This window comes from Pseudovibrio sp. W64 (assembly GCF_001623145.1).
Taxonomy (GTDB): domain Bacteria; phylum Pseudomonadota; class Alphaproteobacteria; order Rhizobiales; family Stappiaceae; genus Pseudovibrio.
The window spans coordinates 102880-123385 of record NZ_LMCI01000035.1 but is presented as its reverse complement, the minus strand read 5'-3'; the positions used below and the strand labels follow the sequence as shown (position 1 = coordinate 123385).

18 protein-coding genes and 1 tRNA gene are annotated in these 20506 nt (G+C 52.8%); 9 read left to right on the top strand and 10 right to left on the bottom strand.

Features of this window, described 5'->3' with window-relative positions; translation table 11 throughout:
* Positions 1-28: 28 nt before the first annotated feature.
* Positions 29-1219, bottom strand: coding sequence for an ABC transporter substrate-binding protein (locus PsW64_RS16110; RefSeq protein ID WP_063304266.1), 1191 nt, complete (start codon positions 1217-1219; stop codon positions 29-31).
* Between the two features lie 212 nt (positions 1220-1431).
* Between PsW64_RS16110 and PsW64_RS16105 the strand changes: the two genes are divergently transcribed.
* Complete coding sequence (locus PsW64_RS16105) at positions 1432-2238, top strand: IclR family transcriptional regulator (protein WP_057464781.1); 807 nt, start codon at positions 1432-1434, stop codon at positions 2236-2238.
* Between the two features lie 61 nt (positions 2239-2299).
* Positions 2300-3391 (top strand): ABC transporter ATP-binding protein, encoded by a 1092-nt coding sequence (locus tag PsW64_RS16100; RefSeq protein ID WP_063304224.1) that lies wholly within the window; start codon positions 2300-2302, stop codon positions 3389-3391.
* A 44-nt stretch (positions 3392-3435) separates the two neighbouring features.
* On the opposite strand, the gene PsW64_RS16095 is transcribed toward PsW64_RS16100, so the two are convergent.
* Together PsW64_RS16095 and PsW64_RS16090 are read right to left on the bottom strand one after the other, a co-directional pair.
* On the bottom strand, positions 3436-3732 hold the full coding sequence (locus PsW64_RS16095) for an AzlD domain-containing protein (protein WP_063286913.1): 297 nt from the start codon (positions 3730-3732) through the stop codon (positions 3436-3438).
* Positions 3729-4421, bottom strand: coding sequence for an AzlC family ABC transporter permease (locus PsW64_RS16090; RefSeq protein ID WP_208980830.1), 693 nt, complete (start codon positions 4419-4421; stop codon positions 3729-3731). The genes PsW64_RS16095 and PsW64_RS16090 overlap by 4 nt, the downstream gene beginning before the upstream one ends.
* A 90-nt stretch (positions 4422-4511) precedes the next feature.
* Here PsW64_RS16090 and PsW64_RS16085 point away from each other — a divergent pair, with 90 nt between their 5' ends.
* Positions 4512-4964 (top strand): Lrp/AsnC family transcriptional regulator, encoded by a 453-nt coding sequence (locus PsW64_RS16085; protein ID WP_063286911.1) that lies wholly within the window; start codon positions 4512-4514, stop codon positions 4962-4964.
* Positions 4965-5017: 53 nt separating this feature from the next.
* Here PsW64_RS16085 and PsW64_RS16080 read toward each other — a convergent pair whose 3' ends face one another.
* Both PsW64_RS16080 and PsW64_RS16075 read right to left on the bottom strand, forming a co-directional pair.
* On the bottom strand, positions 5018-5521 hold the full coding sequence (locus PsW64_RS16080) for a GNAT family N-acetyltransferase (RefSeq protein ID WP_063286910.1): 504 nt from the start codon (positions 5519-5521) through the stop codon (positions 5018-5020).
* Positions 5521-7065, bottom strand: coding sequence for a class I adenylate-forming enzyme family protein (locus tag PsW64_RS16075; RefSeq protein ID WP_063304223.1), 1545 nt, complete (start codon positions 7063-7065; stop codon positions 5521-5523). The genes PsW64_RS16080 and PsW64_RS16075 overlap by 1 nt, the downstream gene beginning before the upstream one ends.
* 332 nt (positions 7066-7397) lie before the next feature.
* Between PsW64_RS16075 and PsW64_RS16070 the strand changes: the two genes are divergently transcribed.
* From PsW64_RS16070 to PsW64_RS16050, 5 genes are all read left to right on the top strand, one after another.
* The gene (locus tag PsW64_RS16070) at positions 7398-8060 is read left to right on the top strand and encodes a DUF4386 family protein (protein ID WP_063304222.1); all 663 of its coding nucleotides are present in this window, start codon (positions 7398-7400) and stop codon (positions 8058-8060) included.
* A 113-nt stretch (positions 8061-8173) separates the two neighbouring features.
* Positions 8174-9685, top strand: a complete 1512-nt coding sequence (locus PsW64_RS16065) for an FAD-binding oxidoreductase (protein ID WP_063304221.1) — start codon at positions 8174-8176, stop codon at positions 9683-9685.
* On the top strand, positions 9678-10103 hold the full coding sequence (locus PsW64_RS16060; RefSeq protein ID WP_063304220.1) for a DUF4383 domain-containing protein: 426 nt from the start codon (positions 9678-9680) through the stop codon (positions 10101-10103). Before PsW64_RS16065 ends, PsW64_RS16060 begins: the two co-directional genes overlap by 8 nt.
* Positions 10090-11163 (top strand): hypothetical protein, encoded by a 1074-nt coding sequence (locus tag PsW64_RS16055; RefSeq protein WP_063304219.1) that lies wholly within the window; start codon positions 10090-10092, stop codon positions 11161-11163. The genes PsW64_RS16060 and PsW64_RS16055 overlap by 14 nt, the downstream gene beginning before the upstream one ends.
* 12 nt (positions 11164-11175) lie before the next feature.
* A complete protein-coding gene (locus PsW64_RS16050) occupies positions 11176-11520 on the top strand; it encodes a hypothetical protein (protein ID WP_063304218.1) in 345 nt (114 codons plus the stop codon).
* Positions 11521-11612: 92 nt separating this feature from the next.
* Here the strand turns inward: PsW64_RS16050 and PsW64_RS16045 are convergent.
* The 5 genes from PsW64_RS16045 to PsW64_RS16025 all read right to left on the bottom strand — a co-directional run bounded on the left by PsW64_RS16045 (position 11613) and on the right by PsW64_RS16025 (position 19271).
* Positions 11613-11687, bottom strand: a tRNA-Gln gene (locus PsW64_RS16045).
* Between the two features lie 252 nt (positions 11688-11939).
* On the bottom strand, positions 11940-15164 hold the full coding sequence (locus PsW64_RS16040) for an efflux RND transporter permease subunit (protein WP_063295312.1): 3225 nt from the start codon (positions 15162-15164) through the stop codon (positions 11940-11942).
* A gap of 7 nt (positions 15165-15171) precedes the next feature.
* The gene (locus tag PsW64_RS16035; RefSeq protein WP_063295311.1) at positions 15172-16326 is read right to left on the bottom strand and encodes an efflux RND transporter periplasmic adaptor subunit; all 1155 of its coding nucleotides are present in this window, start codon (positions 16324-16326) and stop codon (positions 15172-15174) included.
* Positions 16323-17846 (bottom strand): efflux transporter outer membrane subunit, encoded by a 1524-nt coding sequence (locus PsW64_RS16030; protein ID WP_082831137.1) that lies wholly within the window; start codon positions 17844-17846, stop codon positions 16323-16325. Before PsW64_RS16030 ends, PsW64_RS16035 begins: the two co-directional genes overlap by 4 nt.
* Positions 17847-18146: 300 nt before the next feature.
* Positions 18147-19271, bottom strand: a complete 1125-nt coding sequence (locus PsW64_RS16025; protein WP_063304217.1) for a glycosyltransferase — start codon at positions 19269-19271, stop codon at positions 18147-18149.
* A gap of 375 nt (positions 19272-19646) precedes the next feature.
* Between PsW64_RS16025 and purU the strand changes: the two genes are divergently transcribed.
* Positions 19647-20504, top strand: a complete 858-nt coding sequence (purU, locus tag PsW64_RS16020; protein WP_057464790.1) for a formyltetrahydrofolate deformylase — start codon at positions 19647-19649, stop codon at positions 20502-20504.
* Positions 20505-20506: the final 2 nt, after the last annotated feature.

Below are 20506 nucleotides of genomic sequence, written 5' to 3'. Positions count from 1 at the left end.
CACCCTACTTAAGAATTCCGCCTATCTACTACTTGTAGACACGGGTCCGGATCTTCTCGAGACGGTCCAAAATGGCGTCAGCCCGCTCTGGCTTCACCATGAATTCCTGGAAGCCTTCCATGCCAGCCTTTGCCATTGCTGCCGGAGCATCACGGTCGTAGAACTGCGCCAGCGCGTACGCATTGGAGAGCATGTCGAAGCCCTGCTGCAGGATGCGCTCTTCAGGGCGCTCTGCACCGGAGTTTACTGGCAACTGACCGAGTGTGACGTTTGTTGCTGTCTGCACATCTGCACGCGCCATGTAAGCAAGGAACTTCTTCGCATCTTCCTTGTTTTTGGCGTTTGCCGGAATGTGAATGGTGTCGGTCGGAGCATCTTCAGCCATTGGAATGCCCGGTGTGATTTCCGGGAACTGCATGAAGCCGATCTGCTCTTCCTTCAGGCCACCGTTCTTGAACACGTCAACCGCGAAGTTGCCCATCAGGTACATTGCCGCTTTGCCCTGCACGAGTGCTGGCACAGCTTCCTGCCAGTCCAAAGCTGCATGGTTTGCGTTGTAGTAGCCTGGCTTGACCAACTCGGCCCACTTGTCGAAGGTCGCTTTCACACGCGGGTCGGTGTAAGGCACCTTGCCTACGGTGAGGTCCATGTGGAACTCGTAGCCGTTGACGCGCAGGTTCATGTAATCAAACCAGCCGCCTGTTGGCCAAAGTGCTTTTGTGCCGATTGTGAACGGGTCAATGCCAGCTGCTTTAAGCTTTGCGGACGCTGCAACCAGCTCGTCCCAGCTGGTTGGAACAGCAATGCCCTTCTCTTCGAAGATATCTTTGCGGTAGTAGATGCCCCACTGGTAGTAGGTGTAGGGCACACCCCATTTTTTGCCATCAATGGTCATGGATGCCGCTGCTGATTTCAGCTGCTCGTTAAGGCCATTTTCTTCCCAGACATCCGAGACGTCTTCAAACAGGCCAGCATTGACGAAGGGTGCCATGCGGTTGCCCGCGTACCATGTTGCCAGATCTGGTGCGTCTGCTGTGAGGAAGTTGCGGATGGAGGTTTTATAGCCCTCCTTATGCATCGTGTTGACGATGACGTTCACATCCGGGTTCTCTTTGGAGAAGCCAGCCACGATGTCTTCAAATGCTTTTTTTGGAGCCGGGTCCGTCTGGTCGAGATTGATAACCAAATCACCTGCTGCATACGCTGAACTTGTAATCATAAATGCCGCTGCGAACCCGCCCGCAGCTGTTTTGCTAAAATTAAACACCCTAAACCTCCCAGTTAAAGCAATCAAAATAGTTCCATTCAATGAAACTATGTTTTGACCATTGAAATTGTCGCGTGGTAATGCATAATTGTCAACCGAAGGAACTAGGAAGGGATCTGTATGAAAATTGCAGATTTCCGGAACGGGTAAGGAAACAACAGGAAATGGGCGCACAAACCCTGAGTATCTCTGAGGAAACCGAGCAAGACCTCACAAGCCCCATTTCCAAGGCACTGGTGGTGCTGGACGCGGTTGCAATGGCAGAATCACCCCCTCGGTTCGTAGAGCTTTTGAATGCTTTGCCGCTGAGCCGGGCGACGTTGCATCGTCAGCTACGGCAATTGGTGAAGGAAGGCATGCTGGTGCATGACGAGGTGCATCAGACCTACAGCATTGGCATGCGGGTGCTGCGGCTGGCCCATTCTGCCTGGAGCCGTGCCAGCCTTGCCAGTGTGGCGCGGGATACGCTGGACATGCTGAGCACGCAGATTCCTGAGACCATTCATCTGGCTGTGCTGGACAACAATCAGGTGCTTTACGTGGACAAGCGCCTGCCGCCGCGCAGCGTTTCCATGTTCTCCAGCCCTGGCAAGATTGGTCCGGCCTACTGCACGGGTGTTGGCAAAGCGATGCTCTCTGCTCTTCCTGAGGCACGGCTTGCTGAGGCGATCAAGGCGCAATCATTCCAGCGCCATACCGATAAGACGCTGGTGAACGAGACAATGCTGCGTGATGAGCTGGCTCGTATTCGCACGCGCGGACATGCCTATGACGATGAGGAGCATGAAGGCACCATCATTTGTGTGGCCTTGCCGATCCTGAACAAGCGCGGGGAGCCGATTGGCGCGCTTTCAGTGACCAGCACGACCTATGTGACCTCACTCGACACCATGGTCAAAACCTATTTGCCAGCCATGAAGGCGGCGACCAATGAGATTTCAGAGAACGCTCAGATTGCACTGGGTGTTTGATTTGCGGGGCTTTGGGAGGCCCTTGCTCAGATATTGAAGATATTTTTCGGGAGGGGAACAAATGACCGCAGTTGTGTTGCGCGATCTAAAGAAGAGTTATGGCGACACGCAGGTGATCCACGGTGTGGACCTGGACATTGAGGAGGGCGAGTTTGTTGTTTTCGTTGGACCCTCTGGCTGCGGAAAATCCACCTTGTTGCGGACCATCGCCGGATTGGAGACCAGCAACAGTGGAACCATCCATATTGCGGATGAGGATGTGACGGACATCGACCCATCCCAGCGCGGCATTGCCATGGTGTTCCAGAGCTACGCGCTCTACCCGCACATGACGGTTGCGGAGAACATGGGCTTTGGCCTGAAGATGACCGGACACCCCAAAGCCGAGATCAAGCGACAAGTGGATGAAGCTGCGCGCATTCTGAAGCTGGAAGAGTATCTGGACCGTCACCCCAAAGCGCTTTCCGGTGGTCAGCGGCAGCGCGTGGCAATTGGGCGGGCGATTGTGCGCAACCCGAAGGTGTTCCTGTTTGACGAACCGCTTTCCAACCTTGATGCAGAGCTGCGCGTGCAAATGCGCATTGAGCTTGCCAAGCTGCACAAGGACGTGGCGGCCACGATGATCTACGTGACCCACGATCAGGTGGAAGCTATGACACTGGCTGACAAGATTGTGGTGCTGGAAGGTGGTTACATCCGGCAGGTGGGCAAGCCGCTGGAGCTTTACGATAATCCGGCAAACCAGTTCGTGGCGGGCTTTATCGGCTCTCCCAAGATGAACTTCCTGAGTGGTAAGGCATTACGCTCAACTGATGCAGGACTGGAGATTTCCGTATCCGGTTTTGACGGGCAGACGTTGGTAGTGCCGGGGGTCACCTCCTCCGTGGTGGAGGGCGCTATGATGAGCGTTGGCATTCGCCCTGAACACTTTGTGGTTGGCTCGGGTGAAGGTGGTGTCGGCGCAGATGTGAGCGTGTCGCTTGTCGAGAACCTCGGCGAAACCAGCTATGCCTATTGCACGTTGCCGGACGGTGTTCAGGTTATCGCAGAAAGCCGCGGCAACCGCCTTGAGCAGGGATCAGAGACGCTACGACTAATGCTGCCCACTTCACGGGCCTTGCTGTTCAAGCCCGATGGCGAGCGACTGCGGTAACTGTCCAGGTGGTTGCTTTTACAGCTGGAGTGGGGACGCCACCGCTAACCCGTAATCAGCGATAAACCTCCAAATGCAGCGACACCAAGACACATCGTTGCAATGACGTGGTTTGTTGTGATTGCTACGGCCAAAGCGACTGCAGCTGCCACCCACATTTGCGCAGATTGCCCGGAAAGGGACGTCGCAATGAGGCTGACGACAATCAGGCCCGGCAACTCCTCCAGCACCCAGGAGTGCTTTGACGCTCTAACTTTGCTCCCAGCAAAAAGTCCGATTATCCGGATGGAAAGGGCAGCCACGGCCAGTGTGAGAATGATAAGCCAATGAGAGCTGGTCATTGTGAAGCGCTCCTGATTTGGCGGATCATATGCGACGCAATTAGCCCACAGAGGGCACTGGCGACAATTGCATAGGCTTTGGGAAGCCCCAGGTAAACCATCGCGATTGCTAATCCAAACGCGACCGCCCATGGCAGGATACTTGATCGTCCCTGCCATAATCCCCTTGCCATTGCGATAAAGGCTGCTGTGAAGGCAAAGCCGAGTCCGAACCTTTCAAGGTCAGGCAGGACCGTCCCAACCAAAGCACCGGATGCAGTAGAGACCGTCCATACGCAGATCATGACCAGGCCTGATCCGATCAGGAATGAGGCTCCGATGTCTTTGGATTTCGCCCGTTCCGACATCGTGAGCGCCCAGTTCTCATCTCCGGTTATATGAATTGCGACCAGCTTTGCCCGCAAAGATAAGCCTGCAAGAACATCAGACAGGGAGGCGACGATCCCGATGTATCTTAAATTGAGGGCAGCGCCTGCAAATGCGGCCCCAAGAACTGTTGAGGCATTGGCAAATTGCTCGACAGCAACGATTTGAGATGAACCCGCATGAACAGCTGCGCTCATAAGGCCGACACTCCACCACGGGAAGCCGGTCTGCGCTGCCAGAAGACCAAATGCGAAGCCGTATAGGGCCGCCCCGGCAGCAAGGGGAAGGATTGATATAGCACCATGTTTCATGAGGTTGAGCATAGATGCAGCCAGTGATGTAATTAAGTGATTTATTGGTGATAATATGATATGAACAAATCAAATTATCAGCATTTATCGGACAATTCTATCATGGACGCTATCGATGTAACTCTACTTCGTGCTTTGCAGGAAAACGCCAAGACTTCGATTCAGGAGTTGTCCGAACATTCTGGAACGTCAACAGCATCTGTGCAGCGTCGGCTGAAAGCTCTACGTGATACCGGAGTAATCCAGAAAGAGGTTGCCGTTCTTGATCCCAAGAAAGTTGGTTTGGGAATAACCGCAGTGGTTGCTGTTGAGCTGGAACGAGATCGACTAGATCAGATCGACGCCTTTAAGCGCAAAGCCCGTGAGGATCGGCAAGTTACGCACTTCTATTGTATTGCTGGTGATGCGGATTTCATGATGATTGTTATGGCCAAAGACATTGAAGACTACGAGGCCTTCACCCACAGGTTCTTCTTTGCAGATAAAAATGTCCGCAAATTCAGAACATCCATTGTCGTCTCAACAGAGAAGGCCACGCTTGAGTTACCTATCTGATGGGCGTGTTTCATAGTTTCCCAAGCTAAAGAAGGCATGCCTGAGGGAAGACCTCAGGCGATTTCTTCTGCGTAGAATGGGAGATGTTTGCGGAGGCGGATGTAGGTGATTTCGCATTTGAGGTCTTCGTCGAACTTGGTGGCCTCGCGCACATCCTCGTATCTCATGTGGTGATAGAGGCCCAGAGCGCGTTCGTTCTGGATGAGGACCGAGATTTCTGCGGTGTGGTAGCCACGGGCGGCGATGCGGCGTTCCGCTTCTTCTGCCAATGCGGTGCCCAGTCCGCTGCTCTCGTAGTCCGGGTCAATCCAGAGATCGGTGATGAAGTTGTCGGCATGTTCTGTTGCAGCAAAGCCGAGCACGCGATCTTCTTTGACCGCCACCACAATCTGATCCAGACAGGCGCTTGCAAAATCAGTGAAGGAGGCCTTGCTCATGGTATCGTGAGCAATCTGTGGCACGTGGGGGCCGATGCCCCGTTTCCATGAGGCGAGACCGACCTCTCCGATCTGCGGGATATCTTTTGAGCGAGCACTACGAATTTCAAAGGTCTTCATCAGACTGATCCACCTCTCTGCGGGCCTTTCAACATCTCTCGCAAGTCTCGCTTAAGGATCTTGCCGTAGTTGTTCTTGGGCAACTGATCCATGGCAACGTACTGCTTTGGACGCTTGAAACGCGCGATGTTATCAATGCACAGCTGATCCAGCTCTGCAAAATCGACGGTCTTTCCCTTCTCTGGCGAGATGATTGCTACCACCTCTTCGCCCCACTCCTCATGGAACCGACCGACTACAGCGACTTCAGATACATCCGGATGCATCAGCAGAATTTCTTCCACTTCGCGAGGATAGATATTGGATCCGCCCGAGATGATCATATCTTTCGAGCGGTCGTGCAAGGTGAGGAACCCCTCCTCATCCAGCGCACCCATGTCGCCTGTTTTCAACCAACCATCGACAATCGTGGAAGCGGTTGCTTCCTCATTGTGCCAGTAACCCAGCATGACCGCCGAACCTGACACGACAATCTCGCCAATCTCACCGACGGGCAGGTCTTTCATGTCTTCTCCTACCACACGGACGTTCGAGACGACTTGAGCTACCCCAACTGATTTCAATCTTTCTTCCCAACGGGCATGTTTTCTGTCGCAGACCTGCTCACGACTGAGAACCGTGATCCCCATTGGGCACTCACCCTGACCATAGATCTGCGCAAAGCGTGGGCCGAGAACGTCAACGGCCTCAACGATATCAGCGAAATACATAGGCCCACCGGCGTAGATGATGGTGTCCAGCCCCTCACCTGTTGCGCCTGTGGCTTTGGCAACTTCCACCAGTCTGTGCACCATTGTGGGTGCTGCAAACATGGCGATCCTGCCAATCTGCGGGGCGATCTCCAGAATCTCTGCAGCGTCAAACCCGCCAGAGACCGGACAAACGTGGCGACCACCGGCCACAACGTGCATGAAACTGTAGATTCCCGCACCGTGGGACATGGGAGCGGCGTAAAGCGTGGCGTCTTCGTGCGTTGGTGTGCCGATGCCTGCATAATAGCCGAGCATCATGCTCTGGATATTTTGCGAGGACATCATCACCCCTTTAGGGCGGCCTGTGGTGCCCGAGGTGTAAAACAACCAGACCATGTCCTGCGCGTCAATGGGCACAGGCTGCCCCAGAGGCTCTGCGGTGAGCATCTGTTTGTAGCTGTCCTGATCTACCGAGATAACCTTGGTTTTGGACTGGTCAATCTCCCTGATCAGATCCTCACCCACATCATCAGAGATGAAGACGGCGGTGGCCTCAGCGTTCTCAATAATCCATGCGGCTTCTTTCGGGTGCAGCTTGGCATTGATCGGAATTGCAGCGGCGCCGGACCACCAGATGCCATAGCTGGCTTCCAGATACTCCGTGCGGTTTTTCATGAAGATGGCAACACGGTCGCCCTTGGCTACACCGTAGTTGTTTTGCAATGCCCCTGCGATGGCAGCGGAGCGCGCGCCAAACTGACCGTAGGTTGCCACAAGCTGCGTTCCGTGAAAGAGCGCAGGTGCGTCGGGTGTTATTCTTGCTGTACGGGCCAGCCATTCTGCCAGGTTCATTCGGTCTCCCCCTCAAATCAGATTGCTTTCCCTCAAAAGCAATCTGGCCGCTGCCGTCTCATCGTCCGTTTTTCTTCTGGCGATCACGCACTGTTCACTCGTCTCTTATTATTGGTCTGAGAGCGTCGTGGTGACGAATTATGGTCGACTGCTTCAACACAAACTTTCAAGCTGCGAATACTATAGTTTTTTGCAAGTCTGGGTATACGCCTCTTGTTTAACGCAATTTGCAAGTTTACGCTGCGGCTTTCTGCACTTTACATTTCTTTGTTGCTCAGAGCATCCCATGTTCTGCCTGAGTTCAATTATGAATATTAAGAGGGACCCCTGCCATGAACCTTCAAAAAACTGGAGGAATAGCCTCTCTTATTGAAGCGGCCACATACATTATTGGCTTTGCTCTTTTAACCACTTTGCTCGCGGATGCCGGCTTTGGCGAAGACGGCAGTGATGCGAACCTGCTGGCATTCGTCGTGTCCAATCAGAGCCTTATGTATCTCTGGAATTTCATCATCTACATCGTCAATGCAGTGTTTCTGGTGGTGTTGGTGATTGCGCTGCATGACCGGCTGAAAGCTGCAACGCCGGGTCTCTCTCAGGTTGCCGCTGCTTTCGGGTTGATCTGGGCGGGTCTGATTTTGGCCAGTGGCATGCTGGCCAACATTTCTCTGGCAGAAGTTTCAGCCCTTTACGCACTTGACCATGACGAAGCACTGGTGATGTGGGCAACCCTAAACAATGTGCAGGAAGGCATTGGCGGGGGCAACGAGATCACCGGTGGCCTGTGGGTGCTGCTGCTGTGCTGGGCCGGCTTGCGTGGTTCCAGTCTTTCCAAAGGCCTGAGCCTGCTTGGCATTATCATCGGTCTGGCAGGGATCGCCACAGTCATTCCAGGCATGAGCGATCCGGGCGGTATCATCTTCGGCCTTGGCTTCATTCTCTGGTTCATCTGGGCAGGTATCTACCTGCTCAGACACGGTGAAACCTCTGGTTAGAAAGCTGATCTCCAACAGCCTGAAGCAATGATCTGCGAATAGCTCTTAGTTGCATTTGTAACGGGTAACACTTACCTGTGATGAATATTCATTTGATTATTGCAGAGGCATTTATGGGAAAAATAAGTAGAAGAGCATTTCTTCTTGGCAGCGCAGCGTTTGCAGGTGCTGCCGGGTATCATTTCCTTTCCCCCTCCCCACGGTCCTATGGCGGTATTTTCCCTGCAGAACCGCAAAACGAAGCAACTGGAACTATTTTGAGCGACGCCGGTGAGCTCACTCAGGTCGCTGTCAAAAAGCACGAGACCTTTTCCGGCTTTTCCAGCGATGCTCTTCGTAAAGAACTTTCAGCGCAGTTGAAGCAGGCAGCTGATGAAAACCATCCCGTTATGGCCAGTGTTGCGCGACATTCGATGGGTGGGCAATCTCTGCCAACCAATGGTGCTGCGCTTTCGTTGCATGGTGGAACTATCGAGCTTCACCCGGAACGCAAGAGTTACACCGTTTCAGGCGGAGTGCGGTGGCATGAGGTCATCTCCAAACTGGATGAAAACGGCTTTTCACCCGCTGTGATGCAATCCAACAATGACTTTGGCGTCGCCAGCACATTTTCCGTCAATGCTCATGGCTGGCCGGTGCCGTTTTCCGGATGTGGGTCAACCATTCGGTCTTTGGAGATGATGCTGGCTGATGGTCAGGTTCAGCGTTGCAGTCCATCCCAGAACAGTGAGCTTTTCAACGCGGCCATGGGTGGCTACGGGCTCTTTGGCATCATCACCGAACTGGAACTGGATATGGTTCCCAACAGTCGGTTGCTGCCGGAGTATATTGAGCTGCCCTCCGCAAACTATGGTTTGCGCATGCAAGAAGTGCTTGCTGAAGATCCGTCGATACAGATGGCTTATGGCCGGATGAACGTTGATATTGATCGGTTCTTTGAAGATTCATTGCTGATTGTCTATCGTCCGGATGAAGACCAGACAGACTTGCCAGCAGCCAGTGGTTCAGGTTTCATCAGCAAAGCATCCCGGCATATTTTCCGCGGTCAGCTGAACTCTGAGGGCATCAAGAAAACACGCTGGAACATTGAGACCGGGGTTGGTGCTTCTTTGAACAGCGGCCCAGTCACCCGCAACAGCTTGCTCAACGAGCCCGTTGTTACGCTGGATGACAAGGACCCTGACAGAACTGATATTTTGCACGAGTACTTTGTAGAACCTGCGCGGTTTGCTGAGTTTGTGCAGGCTTGTCAGGATGTCATCCCCTCCTCTTATCAGGAGTTACTCAACATCACACTGCGCTACGTTCACAAAGACACGCAGAGTGTGTTGCCATTTGCGCCCACAGATCGAATTGCAGCTGTGATGCTGTTTTCTCAGGAGAAGTCCAAGCGCGGCGAAGCAGATATGGCGCGAATGACTCGTGACCTGATTGAGCGCACGCTCACCATTGGTGGGACCTACTACCTGCCTTACCGCCTGCACGCGACACAGGACCAGTTTGAGCGGGCTTATCCAAACCACCAGACGTTTATTCAGTTGAAGCATAAATATGATCCGCAGATGCGGTTCTCCAATCAGCTTTGGGAGACTTACATGTCAGCAAAGGAGCCTTTGAATGTTTAGAAAAATCGCCTTTGCTTATGCTGTGATCCTTTTTGCTGTCACCTCACTCAACTACATCCCCGGCATTCCTGATGAGAACGGGTATGTCTTTGGGATTTTTGCGCTGGATTTGTTTGACGATAGTCTTCATGCCGCTAGTGCTTTGTGGGCTCTGGTTGCAGCTCTAGTCTCACAGAATGCATCGCGGATTTTCCTGCGCTATTTCGGGGCGCTGTATCTGGGTGATGCGGTGCTGGGACTACTGACCGGATCTGGGTATCTGGATTTTGCGATCTTTACGATTGGCTTCCAGTCCTTCCCACTCGGCCTAAAAATTCTTGCGAACCTTCCGCATTTCGCACTTGGCAGCTTTGCCCTGGCGGCAAGCTTTTGGGGGCGTGATGCGTTTGTTGGGGAGAGCCAACATGAAGCTTCTTAAGCGCTTATTCATCGGCCTTTTGTCCTTGCTGCTGGTGGTTGGCATTGGTGCCGCCACGCCTATTCTTTACGTAGAACAGGTCTGCACTTCCGCGCAGGTGGTCGATAACTTTCAAAGCCAATTGGACCAAGCTCAGGCACGAGAGGAAGCACGCACGTTTCTGACTTATCCTGAATGGCATATCGTTTATGCCTATGAGGATTATGCCAGTACGCTTGAAAACGGAATGCCGCATGAGTTTAACTATCTGAACGCAATTAACAGCTTCTGGTCTAGCCTGTGCGCCCTAAAGAGCGAGGCTGATACGCGTGGTGTCGCAGAATTTGATACCAAAGCAACCATCTACACCATTGGGATCAGCTTCTCCTTTGAAATGCTCATGAAGGCAACTTACGAAGAGACTTTGGGCCGACTGGCAGCAGTGACCAGCACGAATAATACCTCTTCACAGGATCAACTTGAGTACAGCGTTTCAGTGGAGTACGCTAAATTCCTCCACCAGACACCGTGGTACAAGTTCGACTTTGACGGTGTGCGCCAAGAGCTCAACGCGGCAACACTCAATGATGGCCTGCGAAGTTGGGAACGATGGATGGCACTGAATCTAGAGTGGTGGGCAAAAGCACAGTATGCAAAAGCCATTGCAACAGCAGTGGATACGATTGGTCATGATGAGCTGACTATGCAATCCGTCATCAGTACCCCAGCTGGCTCAAATGTTCTTTCAGAGTATGATCTCGAGGTGGTTCAAGAGCTTGACGATAAACTCATCATCCAGACACCTCGGTATCGCAAGTTCACCGACTTGGTGCTTCGCCTTTCGAAAGATGGCATCATGTTCCACGAGATTGCTGGCAACGATGATATCTTAATCTCTGCATTGACGTCGCATACCGCAGTTAAACCTGCCTTGTCCGCCGCTTCAACTATATCTGAGACCGAGAGGAACACAGGCAATCAGCAACGATTACTGATAGAGACGAAAGTTCCCGCACTATCGCGAACGCTTCAGGAATTGCAGCAGCAAGGCGTTGTTATTGAACATATTTACGATTATTAGCGGAGCTTTGATTTGGGCAAGCCAAAGCATGTAGCTGTTATTCTCGTTCTCATCGGCTTGGCGTGGGGGGCCATCGGACTCGCCGTGCCACTCCTCGGCCAAGTTGATGAGGTGGCGGTGCCTTTTCCAAATAACTTACAGATAGAACTGCTTCCGGATTCAGTCAGAATCCTGAGTTACGACGATAAGATTGCCGTGTTTGCAAGTGAAGAACCAGAACTAGCCTCCCAGCTTTACAAAGCTGGCGCATGGGCAGTGCTGCCCACATCAAACGGCAGCTGTCTCAAGTTCTCAGAAACTTCCAAACCACAACGCAAGCGTCTAAATCCTGACAACACAGGGCTATCAGGCAGTTGATTAGGCTATTGAGAGATTAGTCAGCACAGCTCCGTCCATATTGCAAATGTAAGTCACGTTGCAAATTATCGGATTAAATTTTCAGGAGAAAATGGCTGGGGTGGTAGGATTCGAACCTACGGTACACGATACCAAAAACCGTTGCCTTACCACTTGGCTACACCCCATCGCTGTGTGTGGGGCGGGTTATAGCTTTATGATTTGGAATAGGCAACCACTCAATTTCTTTTTGCTGTGAGAAACTTACAAGTGTTCCACAGGTGAGCATAAAAGCGGATTGCGGGAGTGCTGGAACTGGCTTGTTGCTCTGGGCTTTTGCCTTTGTAATTTTTTATCTGAAAACCGCTTCTCTCATTTCCCAGAAGGTTTGAAACCTCAAGGAATTCTGCCGTTTTGAGAGTTCGTCCTGTTCCACTGCTCTATGAGGTTGGGTCTGGCTCACCGTTTCCCTTTGGCAATTCCTCCGCTTTATCATCGGGTTGTGCCAGTTTGGAGCGATCTTGTGCAATGAGCATGTAGACATTTGGGACGACGAACAAAGTGAAGAGTGTTCCGATGGACAAGCCAGTCGCAATCACCAGTCCCATGTTGAAACGAGAAGCTGCGCCTGCTCCGCTTGCCAGCACTAGCGGGATCACGCCAAGCACCATGGCGGCGGTTGTCATCAGGATAGCGCGCAGGCGGATTTGCAAGGCGCCAATCACGGCTTCACGTTTGGTTGCGCCCTGATTTTCCTGGAGTTCGCGGGCAACTTCCACGATCAGAATGCCGTGCTTCGAGATCAGGCCCATGAGCGTGATGATCCCAACCTGCGTATAAATGTTAATGCTCGCTCCGCCCAATCCGATATTGATGAAGAACAGCGCCCCTGCGATGGACATTGGAACCGAGACGAGAATTATGATCGGGTCACGGAAGCTTTCGAACTGGGCTGCAAGTGCCAAAAAGATAATAAGCAGCGCAAACACGAATGTGACGACAAAGCCGCTGCTTTCTTGCTCGAACTGGCGCGACTGTTGGGCGTAATCAACATCATAACCTTCTGGCAGTTCTTCTGCCGCTATTTGCTGCAGGACTTGCAAGGCCTCCGCCAGAGGTACCCCAAAGCTGGGTACGCCGGAGAGCGTCATGGAGTTTTGTTGCTGGAAGTGCGGAATGAATTCTGGCGTGACCTGCATATCCAACGTTGCAACGCTGGAGAGCGGCACGATTGTACTGCGCGGAGCATTGCTGCTTGTGTTCGTTCCTGACGCACCTGCTGCCGATGAACTGGCAGCGGAGCTGGGTGACGAGCTTCCGCTTTGCGCCGCACTGCTTGGAGTTGCCGAGCTGTTCGGCACCCGGATATAGGTGTCCAACAGCTGTTCCGGATTTAGGCGGTCATACTGAATGATTTGCGGGATGACCCGGTAAGAGCGGCCATCAAAATCGAAGTAGTTGATGTAACCGCCACTCATGAGCGCTGTGAGGGATTGCCCCACATCCTGCAGAGTGAGCCCGAGCTCGGCGACTCGATCCCGATCGATGTTGATTTTGCCCTGCGGCTTATCGATCTTCAAGTCCTTATCAATAAAGATGAACTTACCCGTGGCCTGCGCTTTTTCCAGCACTTGTGACCCAACAGCGTTGAGTTTATCGACGGGTTGGGTGGTTTTGATGACGAATTGCACGGGCAAGCCGCTGCTGCCCGGTAAGGGCGGGTTTTGGAACATCACGGTTTTGAAACCTGCCACGCCTTCCATCGGGGGCTGCATGGCGTATTGCAGTTCGGTGGCCGTTTTGTCGCGCTCATCCCACGGTGTCAGCAGAACGCCAGACAGCACGCTAGAGGACAGTACCAGCTGGAACACGCCTTCAACCTCAGAATACTTTCGGGCGATGCGATAGATTTCTTCTGTGTAGAGCATTTTTTGTTGCAGGGTGGCCGAAGGTGCTGGCGTTGACTGCGCCAGAACAAGGCCCTGATCTTCCTGAGGTGCAAGCTCTTGCTGGGAGGTGGAATAGAGTGTGGGAATACTGGCGAGGATCAGAAAGGCAAAGGTGAGAACGACCAGTCTGTTGTCCAGTGAGGCTTCCAAGGCGCGCAAGTAGCGTTTGCGGAACCGGTCGTAGATATCATCAACCGTGCGGGTCATGGCATCATCCCAGCCTGAGGTCTCCTGTGATCTCGCTTTCAGGATCTTGGAGCTCATCATGGGTGTCAAAGTGAGCGCTACAATGGCTGAAATGGTCACCGAACCAACCACTGTGAAGGCGAATTCTGTAAACAGGGCTCCCGTCAAACCGCCCTGAAAGCCAATGGGGGCATACACTGCTACAAGCACGACCGTCATCGCGAGAATGGGTCTGCCGAGATCTTGTCCGGCCTGAATAGCAGCCTGAAACGGGGTACTGCCTTCCGAGATGTGTCGTTCCACGTCCTCCACCACGATAATTGCATCATCCACCACGAGGCCGATGGCGAGCACCAGGGCCAAGAGTGTGAGCAGATTGATGGAGTAGCCCAAAACCAGCATGATGAAGAAGGTGCCTATGAGCGATAGCGGGATCGCGATGATGGGAATGGCCACCGTGCGCAGGGAGCCGATGAAGAGGAAGACCACGAAGGTTACGATCACTAATGCTTCAAGAAGGGCGCTGATTACCTCATCAATTGCGGCGTTGATAAAGAGACCGGAGTCGTAGACAATCCGTGCTTCCAGTCCCGGGGGCATTCCATTTTGGATTTTGGGCACGACCTGACGTACTTGGTCCAACATGGCAAGCACGTTTGCGGCTGGCGCGGCCTGCACCCCAATATACACGGCCACCTTGCCGGAATAGAGCACAGCCAGATTATAATCTTCTGACCCCAGCTCCACTCTGCCCACATCACGCAGGCGAATGATCGCACCATCACTTTCTGCCACAGCAAGCTGACGGAAATCTTCAACATCTGTCAGATTGGTGTTGGCAGTGAGTTCCACCTGCACCATCTGGCCCTTGGTGTTGCCTACGCCGGAGATAAAGTCATTGCGGGCCAGAGCATTTGCGATGTCTGTGCCAGTGAGGCCATAGGCAGCCAGTTTATCCGGATACAGCCAGGCGCGGATTGCAAAGCGTTTTTCGCCAATAAGTTCGGCGGTTTGAACTCCGTTGATCGCCTGTATTTGAGGCTGAACAACACGGACGATGTAGTCCGTGAGCTGGTTACGGTCGATCACGTCGGATGTGAAACCGATGTACATAGCATCGATGGTCTCACCGATTTGAATTGTGAGTACCGGGTTCTGCGTTTCCTGCGGCAGCTGGTCCAGCACCGAACTGATGTGAGTGTTGATCTCCGTAAGGGCTTTGTCCGCGTCGTAATTGAGCACCAGATTGACTGTGATGGTACTGACCGTGCTGGCACTGGTCGAGGTCATGTAGTCGATGCCGTTGGCCTGCGCGATTGCTTCTTCCAGCGGGGTGGTGATGAAGCCCGCGACAGTCTCAGCGCTGGCGCCGAACAAGGTGGTTGAAATGGTGATGACAGCGTTTTCCGTCTTTGGATACTCCAACACCGGTAGTAAGAAGATTGCGCGCAAGCCCAGCGCCAAAATCATCAGGCTGATGGTGGAAGCCAGAACGGGGCGACGAACATAAATTTCTGTGAAACTGTTCATGGCCCACCTATTGCTCTACGGGTTTCGGGTCAGGGTCATTGAGTGGCAGCACTGAGTTGTCGATGACGACCTTGGAGCCATTGCGGAGCTTGAGCTGCCCTGCACTCACCACCAGTTCATCCACCTTAAGGCCTTTTGAAATCACGATCTGATCGCCTCGTTTTGCACCGACCTCGATGAAGCGCTGCTTGGCAGTGTAGACAGGTTTATCCATGTGCTTTTCGTCGGTCTTAGTCAGCACATAAACGTTGACCCCATAGGAGTTGTAGGTGATTGCCGTTTGCGGCACTGTGACCTGCTCTTTTGGCGCAGATATCACTGTTTGCACATCGACGAACATGCCCGGGATCAGTTCTTTATTCGGATTTGCAAAGCGACCACGTACTCTGGCGTTACCGTTGTTGATGTCAACCTGCGCATCTATGGCAACCACTTTGCCTTTGATGGACTTTCCCGGATAGGTATCAGCCGAGACCTCAATTTCCTGAGCGCGCTTGATGGTGCCCAGAAAGCGCTGGGGGATGTAAAAATCAACGAAGAGATCATCAAGCTGCTGAAGGTTGACGTAGGGCTGGGCCACATTGAGATACTGGCCAACGCTAACCTGGCGGATGCCCAAACGGCCTGAGAATGGAGCACGGATGTTTTTCTTGGCAATGATCGCAAGCTGGTCTTGCACTTGTCCCTGAAAGTCTCTCAGGCTCGACCAGTCGGAATCGATCTGCTGTTTGCTGACGGCGTTGACTTTGTATTGCTTCAGGTCTCTGTCCAGCGTTTGACGCGCCAGAGTTTCCTGAGCCTGTAAGGACTTTAGTTGCGCAATCTCCTGTGTGGTATCCAACTCAATCAGCAGCGCGCCTTTCTGGACGTCCTCACCAGATGCGAAGTTGATATGGGTCACCGTACCGGGAAGTTCAGGCGACAAATCAGTACCCATGATTGCTACAAGCGTGCCAACTGCCGAGACTTTTTCGGTCCAGAGTTGTTTGGTGGATTTGTAGGAGGAGACGGTCTCGATCTTGTTTTGCAGACCTGACACGACCTTCCCAAGTATTCTGGATTTGTAGAGCTGAAATCCGTAGAGCCCACCAAACGCTATACCGACGCAAATCAGCATAATGATCATGTGTTTTTTGGTGTTGGGCTTTTTGCGTTCATTCATGGCTGGTTCACCGGCTGAATCTGTTTGCGATTGAACGGCGGGACAGCCGAGATGATGGTCAGAGGTCTTCCATCCCTTATTGGTGCGGCATTGGGACGGTTCCACCACCCTCCGCCGAGCGCAAAGAACAGTGCGACAGTGTCTGTGAAACGTGCGGCTTGTGCCTGCACCAGATTTATCTTCGCTTGCTGATAGGTTTGGACTGCAAGCAGCAGTGTTGTGAGATCGATAGCGCCTAAATTGTACTGTTGCTGGGTCAGGCGCAGGCTCTTTCTGGCAGAGCGTTCGGCTGCAAGACTGGCCTTCAGGGCGCGGGCATCATTCTTCAAAGCGCTGACCGCATTGGAGGTGTCGCCAAATGCGGTCAGCACAACCTCGCGATAATTAGCGGCAGAGGACTCGAACGCTGCAACCGCAGCTTTACGCTGACTGTTGAGCGCTCCAGCATCAAACACGGTTTGAGCTACGGATGTTGTTATTTGCCAGGCACCCGTTCCGGAGAAGAACAGACGGTTGAACACGTCGGAGTCGTTGCCCACGTTGCCGGTAATCTGGAAGCTTGGGAGCTGGTTGGCTAATGCAACACCGATGTTGGCACTGGCTTGCCAGAGTTGCGCCTCAGCAGAGCGGATGTCTGGCCTTCGCGCGACCAGCTCTGAAGGCAGGCTTAACGGTAGTTTTCTTGGCAATTTCAGATCAGAAAGATCAAACTCCTTTACGATATCCTGAGTGGGGTAGAAGCCACCCAGCGTTTTGATCTGATTTTTCTGCACCACCAATTGTTGTTGGAGTGGTGGCAAAGTTGCTTTGGTTTGCTCCAGCGTTGCCAGCTGTTGCAGGACCTGACTTTCATCCACACCACCTAACCTGAACTGCGCTTGCAGGATGGAGAGTTGCCGCTGTTGTACCTTGATGATTTCTTCAGTCGCACGAATCTGCCCTCTGAGGGAGGCTTCCAGAATTACTGCATTCAACAGATTGGATGTGAGCGTCAGATGCGCTGCCTCAACCTGAAACTGCGAGTACTGAATGTTGGCGACTTGTGACTCGATGTTCCGGCGTGTGCCGCCCCAGACATCAAGCGTATAGGAGATGGCCAATGACAAGCTGTAGGTCGTGAAGAAGGGGTTCAGGTTCGCAACAATTTCACTCGCCCCGCCGCCACCAATAGGGAACTTCTGCCTGTTACGGCTTGCATTGCCGGTGACGGTTGGGTAGAGCCCAGCGCCAGCCACGTAGGCATTTTCCTGTGCCTGTCTGAGATTGGCTTCAGCTTGAGCAATTGTGGGGCTGTTGGCGACTGCAAGGCTGACATACGTGTTAAGAGCTTTCGACTCGAACAGCTCCCACCACTCTCCCGGCAGGTCTCTTTGAGTAGAGAAGTTCTGTGAGGCTCCACCCTGAATGTCAGCGGACACAGTCGCACCGGGATCATTGCGGGTAAACTTGGCTTCTGGTGAGAGCTCTGGCCTTTTGAAATCCGGGCCTACCATGCAGGCTGACAGCAGGAAAAACAGCATAAGAGAGGAACGCCGACACACCGTAGGCGCAGGAGAACTCCTCATCTTGCTGCAAAACCCGAACCAGACACTCAACAGTGATGCTCCAATGACCTGTATCTTTTATTGGCGGAGAACGAAGCTGTACGCACACTCAAACACTGGCCAAGAACACGGCTGACCTCAGGGTACTTGATGCTGATTTTGCAGGTCAAACACGCTTGTGGTGTGTGCCGGGTTATCCCACGCTAATGGCGTGAAGCATCCTATTTTACCTAATTATATTAACTAGTTAGGCTTCATATTCCATGGAGATCACTCTTAGTGCAGGTCCGTGACACGCTCAGAAATCATGGAGAGGAGCAGTTTCTCATAGGCATCAATTGCACGTTCCTGAGAGAAATCACGTGCTCTGGTCGCCAAAGTGTCGTCAGATCTGTCGCACTTCACTGCGGCGAGGATCGCTTCTGATAGTTTGTCTGCGTCACCTGATGGAACAAGCCAGCCATTGCGGACATCGCTCAACACTTCACGGGCACCTGCGCCGCTGTCGAGCGCAATGATGGGTGTTCCCAAGGCCATTGCCCGCACCAGTTCTCCGGACACGCTGTCTTGCTGAGATGTTGAGACGTACACGTTGGCCGCTCTCAGGAACCTCTCCGGTTTGGTGACTTCACCCGGCATGGTGACGATATCATCGAGCGCCAGATTGGAAGCCAGCAGCTGGAGCTCTTCCTGCTCCTCTCCCTTGCCCAACAGATACGCCCGCAGATTATCCTTGTAACGGCTGAGCGCCATGGCGCGGAGGAGTTGGTGATGGGCATGGCGACTGGACGGGGCCCCGACGCTTATTACCTTGCTGGTGCCGTGGGTTTCGAACCACTCCTCTTCAATCGGCTCTGCTGCCGTTTCAAACACATTCATTTCAACAAGAGGATTGTAGATGACGCTGATCTTTTCTTTGGGCACCTGCTCGCAAAGATCAACGACATGCTCGATAGACTTGAGTGTACAAATCACCCGCTCTGCTTCGCGGTAAATCAGCGGTACTGCTATGGTGGCTGCGCTCTTTTGGGTTTTCAGTGCAAGACGATCTGAAATGGTAACCGATGAATGGAGCGTGATCGCCACAGGCACCTTCAAACGCGAGCGTGTTTTGACGGCGGACAAGCAGGCTATGTTGCTGCCTGTGCCGTGAGAGAGAATGATATCCGGCTTTTCCTTTTCGACCAGTCTGGCAACGCCTGCTGCAGCTGCGGCGGCTCTGGCCTTTTCCAGAAAGACCGGTGTAATTCGTGGTGAGTAGTGGGAAAGGTCTCTTGGTTTGCCCGTCAGGGTGATCAGAATGATGTTGTGTTGACGCGCAGCAAGGCCGTTGGAGACCACCTCGGTGATCTCAGTAATGTCTTCATCAAGGAAGCTTTCCTGTACTATAAAGAGCTTCATGACGCGCCCCCGGCCCACCGGTCGAACAGATGCGCCTCCAGACACTCGAAAATCTGGTTTTAAGAGCACGCACCGAAGCTCAATCTAGAAATCTACGGTGTTGTTCTCAATCTGGTTGATTTGATACCCGATTATCTCCCAATGCATTTATCAGGGTAATTCCTTACTTGGCACCCTATCTCCTGCGTATCTGGATCTGTCTGCACAAGCTTAGTGGTTTTAGTGGTTTCTACCGTGAGTATGAAAAAGAATCACATTGCTGCAGCACAATGCTTTTTTCTGCATCCCAGTGTTGATTTACCCTTTAAAAATTAGGAGCTCCCGCCTATTGTGCGCGGCAGCAAATTCAGTTCAAACGTGTAGATTAAGCCTCCTATGAACACCAAGGCCAACTATGTGCTCACCCTTTCCTGCGGAGACAGAAAAGGGATCGTGGCAGCGGTTGCAAATTCAATCGCTTCTCAAAACTGTAACATCTGTGAAAGCGCTCAGTACGGCGATGCAGAGACCGACCGCTTCTTTATGCGCATCTCTTTCAATGCTCCGGACGGGATGACTAAAGAACAGTTTGAAGAGGGTTTTGGCCCTGTTGCAACGGGCTATGGTTTTGACTGGAAGGTCCATGACCTTTCCAAGAAGCCTCGTGTTCTGGTGCTGGTCTCTCAGATGGGCCACTGTCTGAACGACCTGCTCTACCGTAATTCCACTGGCCAGCTGCCGATGGATCTTGTGGCGGTTGCATCCAATCACACCAAGTACCAGTCCCGCGTTGAGCATGAGCAGATTGCATTTCATTATCTGCCTGTGACCAAAGAGACCAAAGCGGAACAGGAAGCCCAGATTGTTGATCTGGTGGAGCGCGAAAACATCGATCTGGTGGTGCTGGCGCGTTACATGCAGATTCTTTCCAATGAGCTCTGTGAAAAGCTTGCAGGCAAAGTGATCAATATCCACCACTCTTTCCTGCCAAGCTTTATAGGTGCAAAACCGTATCACCGGGCCCATGCACGCGGCGTCAAGATGGTTGGTGCCACCGCGCACTATGTGACCGCAGACCTTGACGAAGGACCAATCATCGAGCAAGACGTGAGCCGGGTTGAACACTTCCATTCGGTGAACGAACTCATCGCCCAGGGGCGTGATACGGAAAGTCAGGTTCTTGCTCGCGCTGTCCGCTATCATCTGGAGCACCGAATTCTCCTTAACGGTGACCGTACCGTGATCTTTAAATAGGA

Coding starts and splice junctions, on each gene's coding strand:
- PsW64_RS16110 (WP_063304266.1), bottom strand. CDS start 1,219: ATGATTACAAGTTCAGCGTATGCAGCAGGTGATTTGGTTATCAATCTC.
- PsW64_RS16105 (WP_057464781.1), top strand. CDS start 1,432: ATGGGCGCACAAACCCTGAGTATCTCTGAGGAAACCGAGCAAGACCTC.
- PsW64_RS16100 (WP_063304224.1), top strand. CDS start 2,300: ATGACCGCAGTTGTGTTGCGCGATCTAAAGAAGAGTTATGGCGACACG.
- PsW64_RS16095 (WP_063286913.1), bottom strand. CDS start 3,732: ATGACCAGCTCTCATTGGCTTATCATTCTCACACTGGCCGTGGCTGCC.
- PsW64_RS16090 (WP_208980830.1), bottom strand. CDS start 4,421: ATGCTCAACCTCATGAAACATGGTGCTATATCAATCCTTCCCCTTGCT.
- PsW64_RS16085 (WP_063286911.1), top strand. CDS start 4,512: ATGGACGCTATCGATGTAACTCTACTTCGTGCTTTGCAGGAAAACGCC.
- PsW64_RS16080 (WP_063286910.1), bottom strand. CDS start 5,521: ATGAAGACCTTTGAAATTCGTAGTGCTCGCTCAAAAGATATCCCGCAG.
- PsW64_RS16075 (WP_063304223.1), bottom strand. CDS start 7,065: ATGAACCTGGCAGAATGGCTGGCCCGTACAGCAAGAATAACACCCGAC.
- PsW64_RS16070 (WP_063304222.1), top strand. CDS start 7,398: ATGAACCTTCAAAAAACTGGAGGAATAGCCTCTCTTATTGAAGCGGCC.
- PsW64_RS16065 (WP_063304221.1), top strand. CDS start 8,174: ATGGGAAAAATAAGTAGAAGAGCATTTCTTCTTGGCAGCGCAGCGTTT.
- PsW64_RS16060 (WP_063304220.1), top strand. CDS start 9,678: ATGTTTAGAAAAATCGCCTTTGCTTATGCTGTGATCCTTTTTGCTGTC.
- PsW64_RS16055 (WP_063304219.1), top strand. CDS start 10,090: ATGAAGCTTCTTAAGCGCTTATTCATCGGCCTTTTGTCCTTGCTGCTG.
- PsW64_RS16040 (WP_063295312.1), bottom strand. CDS start 15,164: ATGAACAGTTTCACAGAAATTTATGTTCGTCGCCCCGTTCTGGCTTCC.
- PsW64_RS16035 (WP_063295311.1), bottom strand. CDS start 16,326: ATGAATGAACGCAAAAAGCCCAACACCAAAAAACACATGATCATTATG.
- PsW64_RS16030 (WP_082831137.1), bottom strand. CDS start 17,846: ATGCTGTTTTTCCTGCTGTCAGCCTGCATGGTAGGCCCGGATTTCAAA.
- PsW64_RS16025 (WP_063304217.1), bottom strand. CDS start 19,271: ATGAAGCTCTTTATAGTACAGGAAAGCTTCCTTGATGAAGACATTACT.
- purU (WP_057464790.1), top strand. CDS start 19,647: ATGAACACCAAGGCCAACTATGTGCTCACCCTTTCCTGCGGAGACAGA.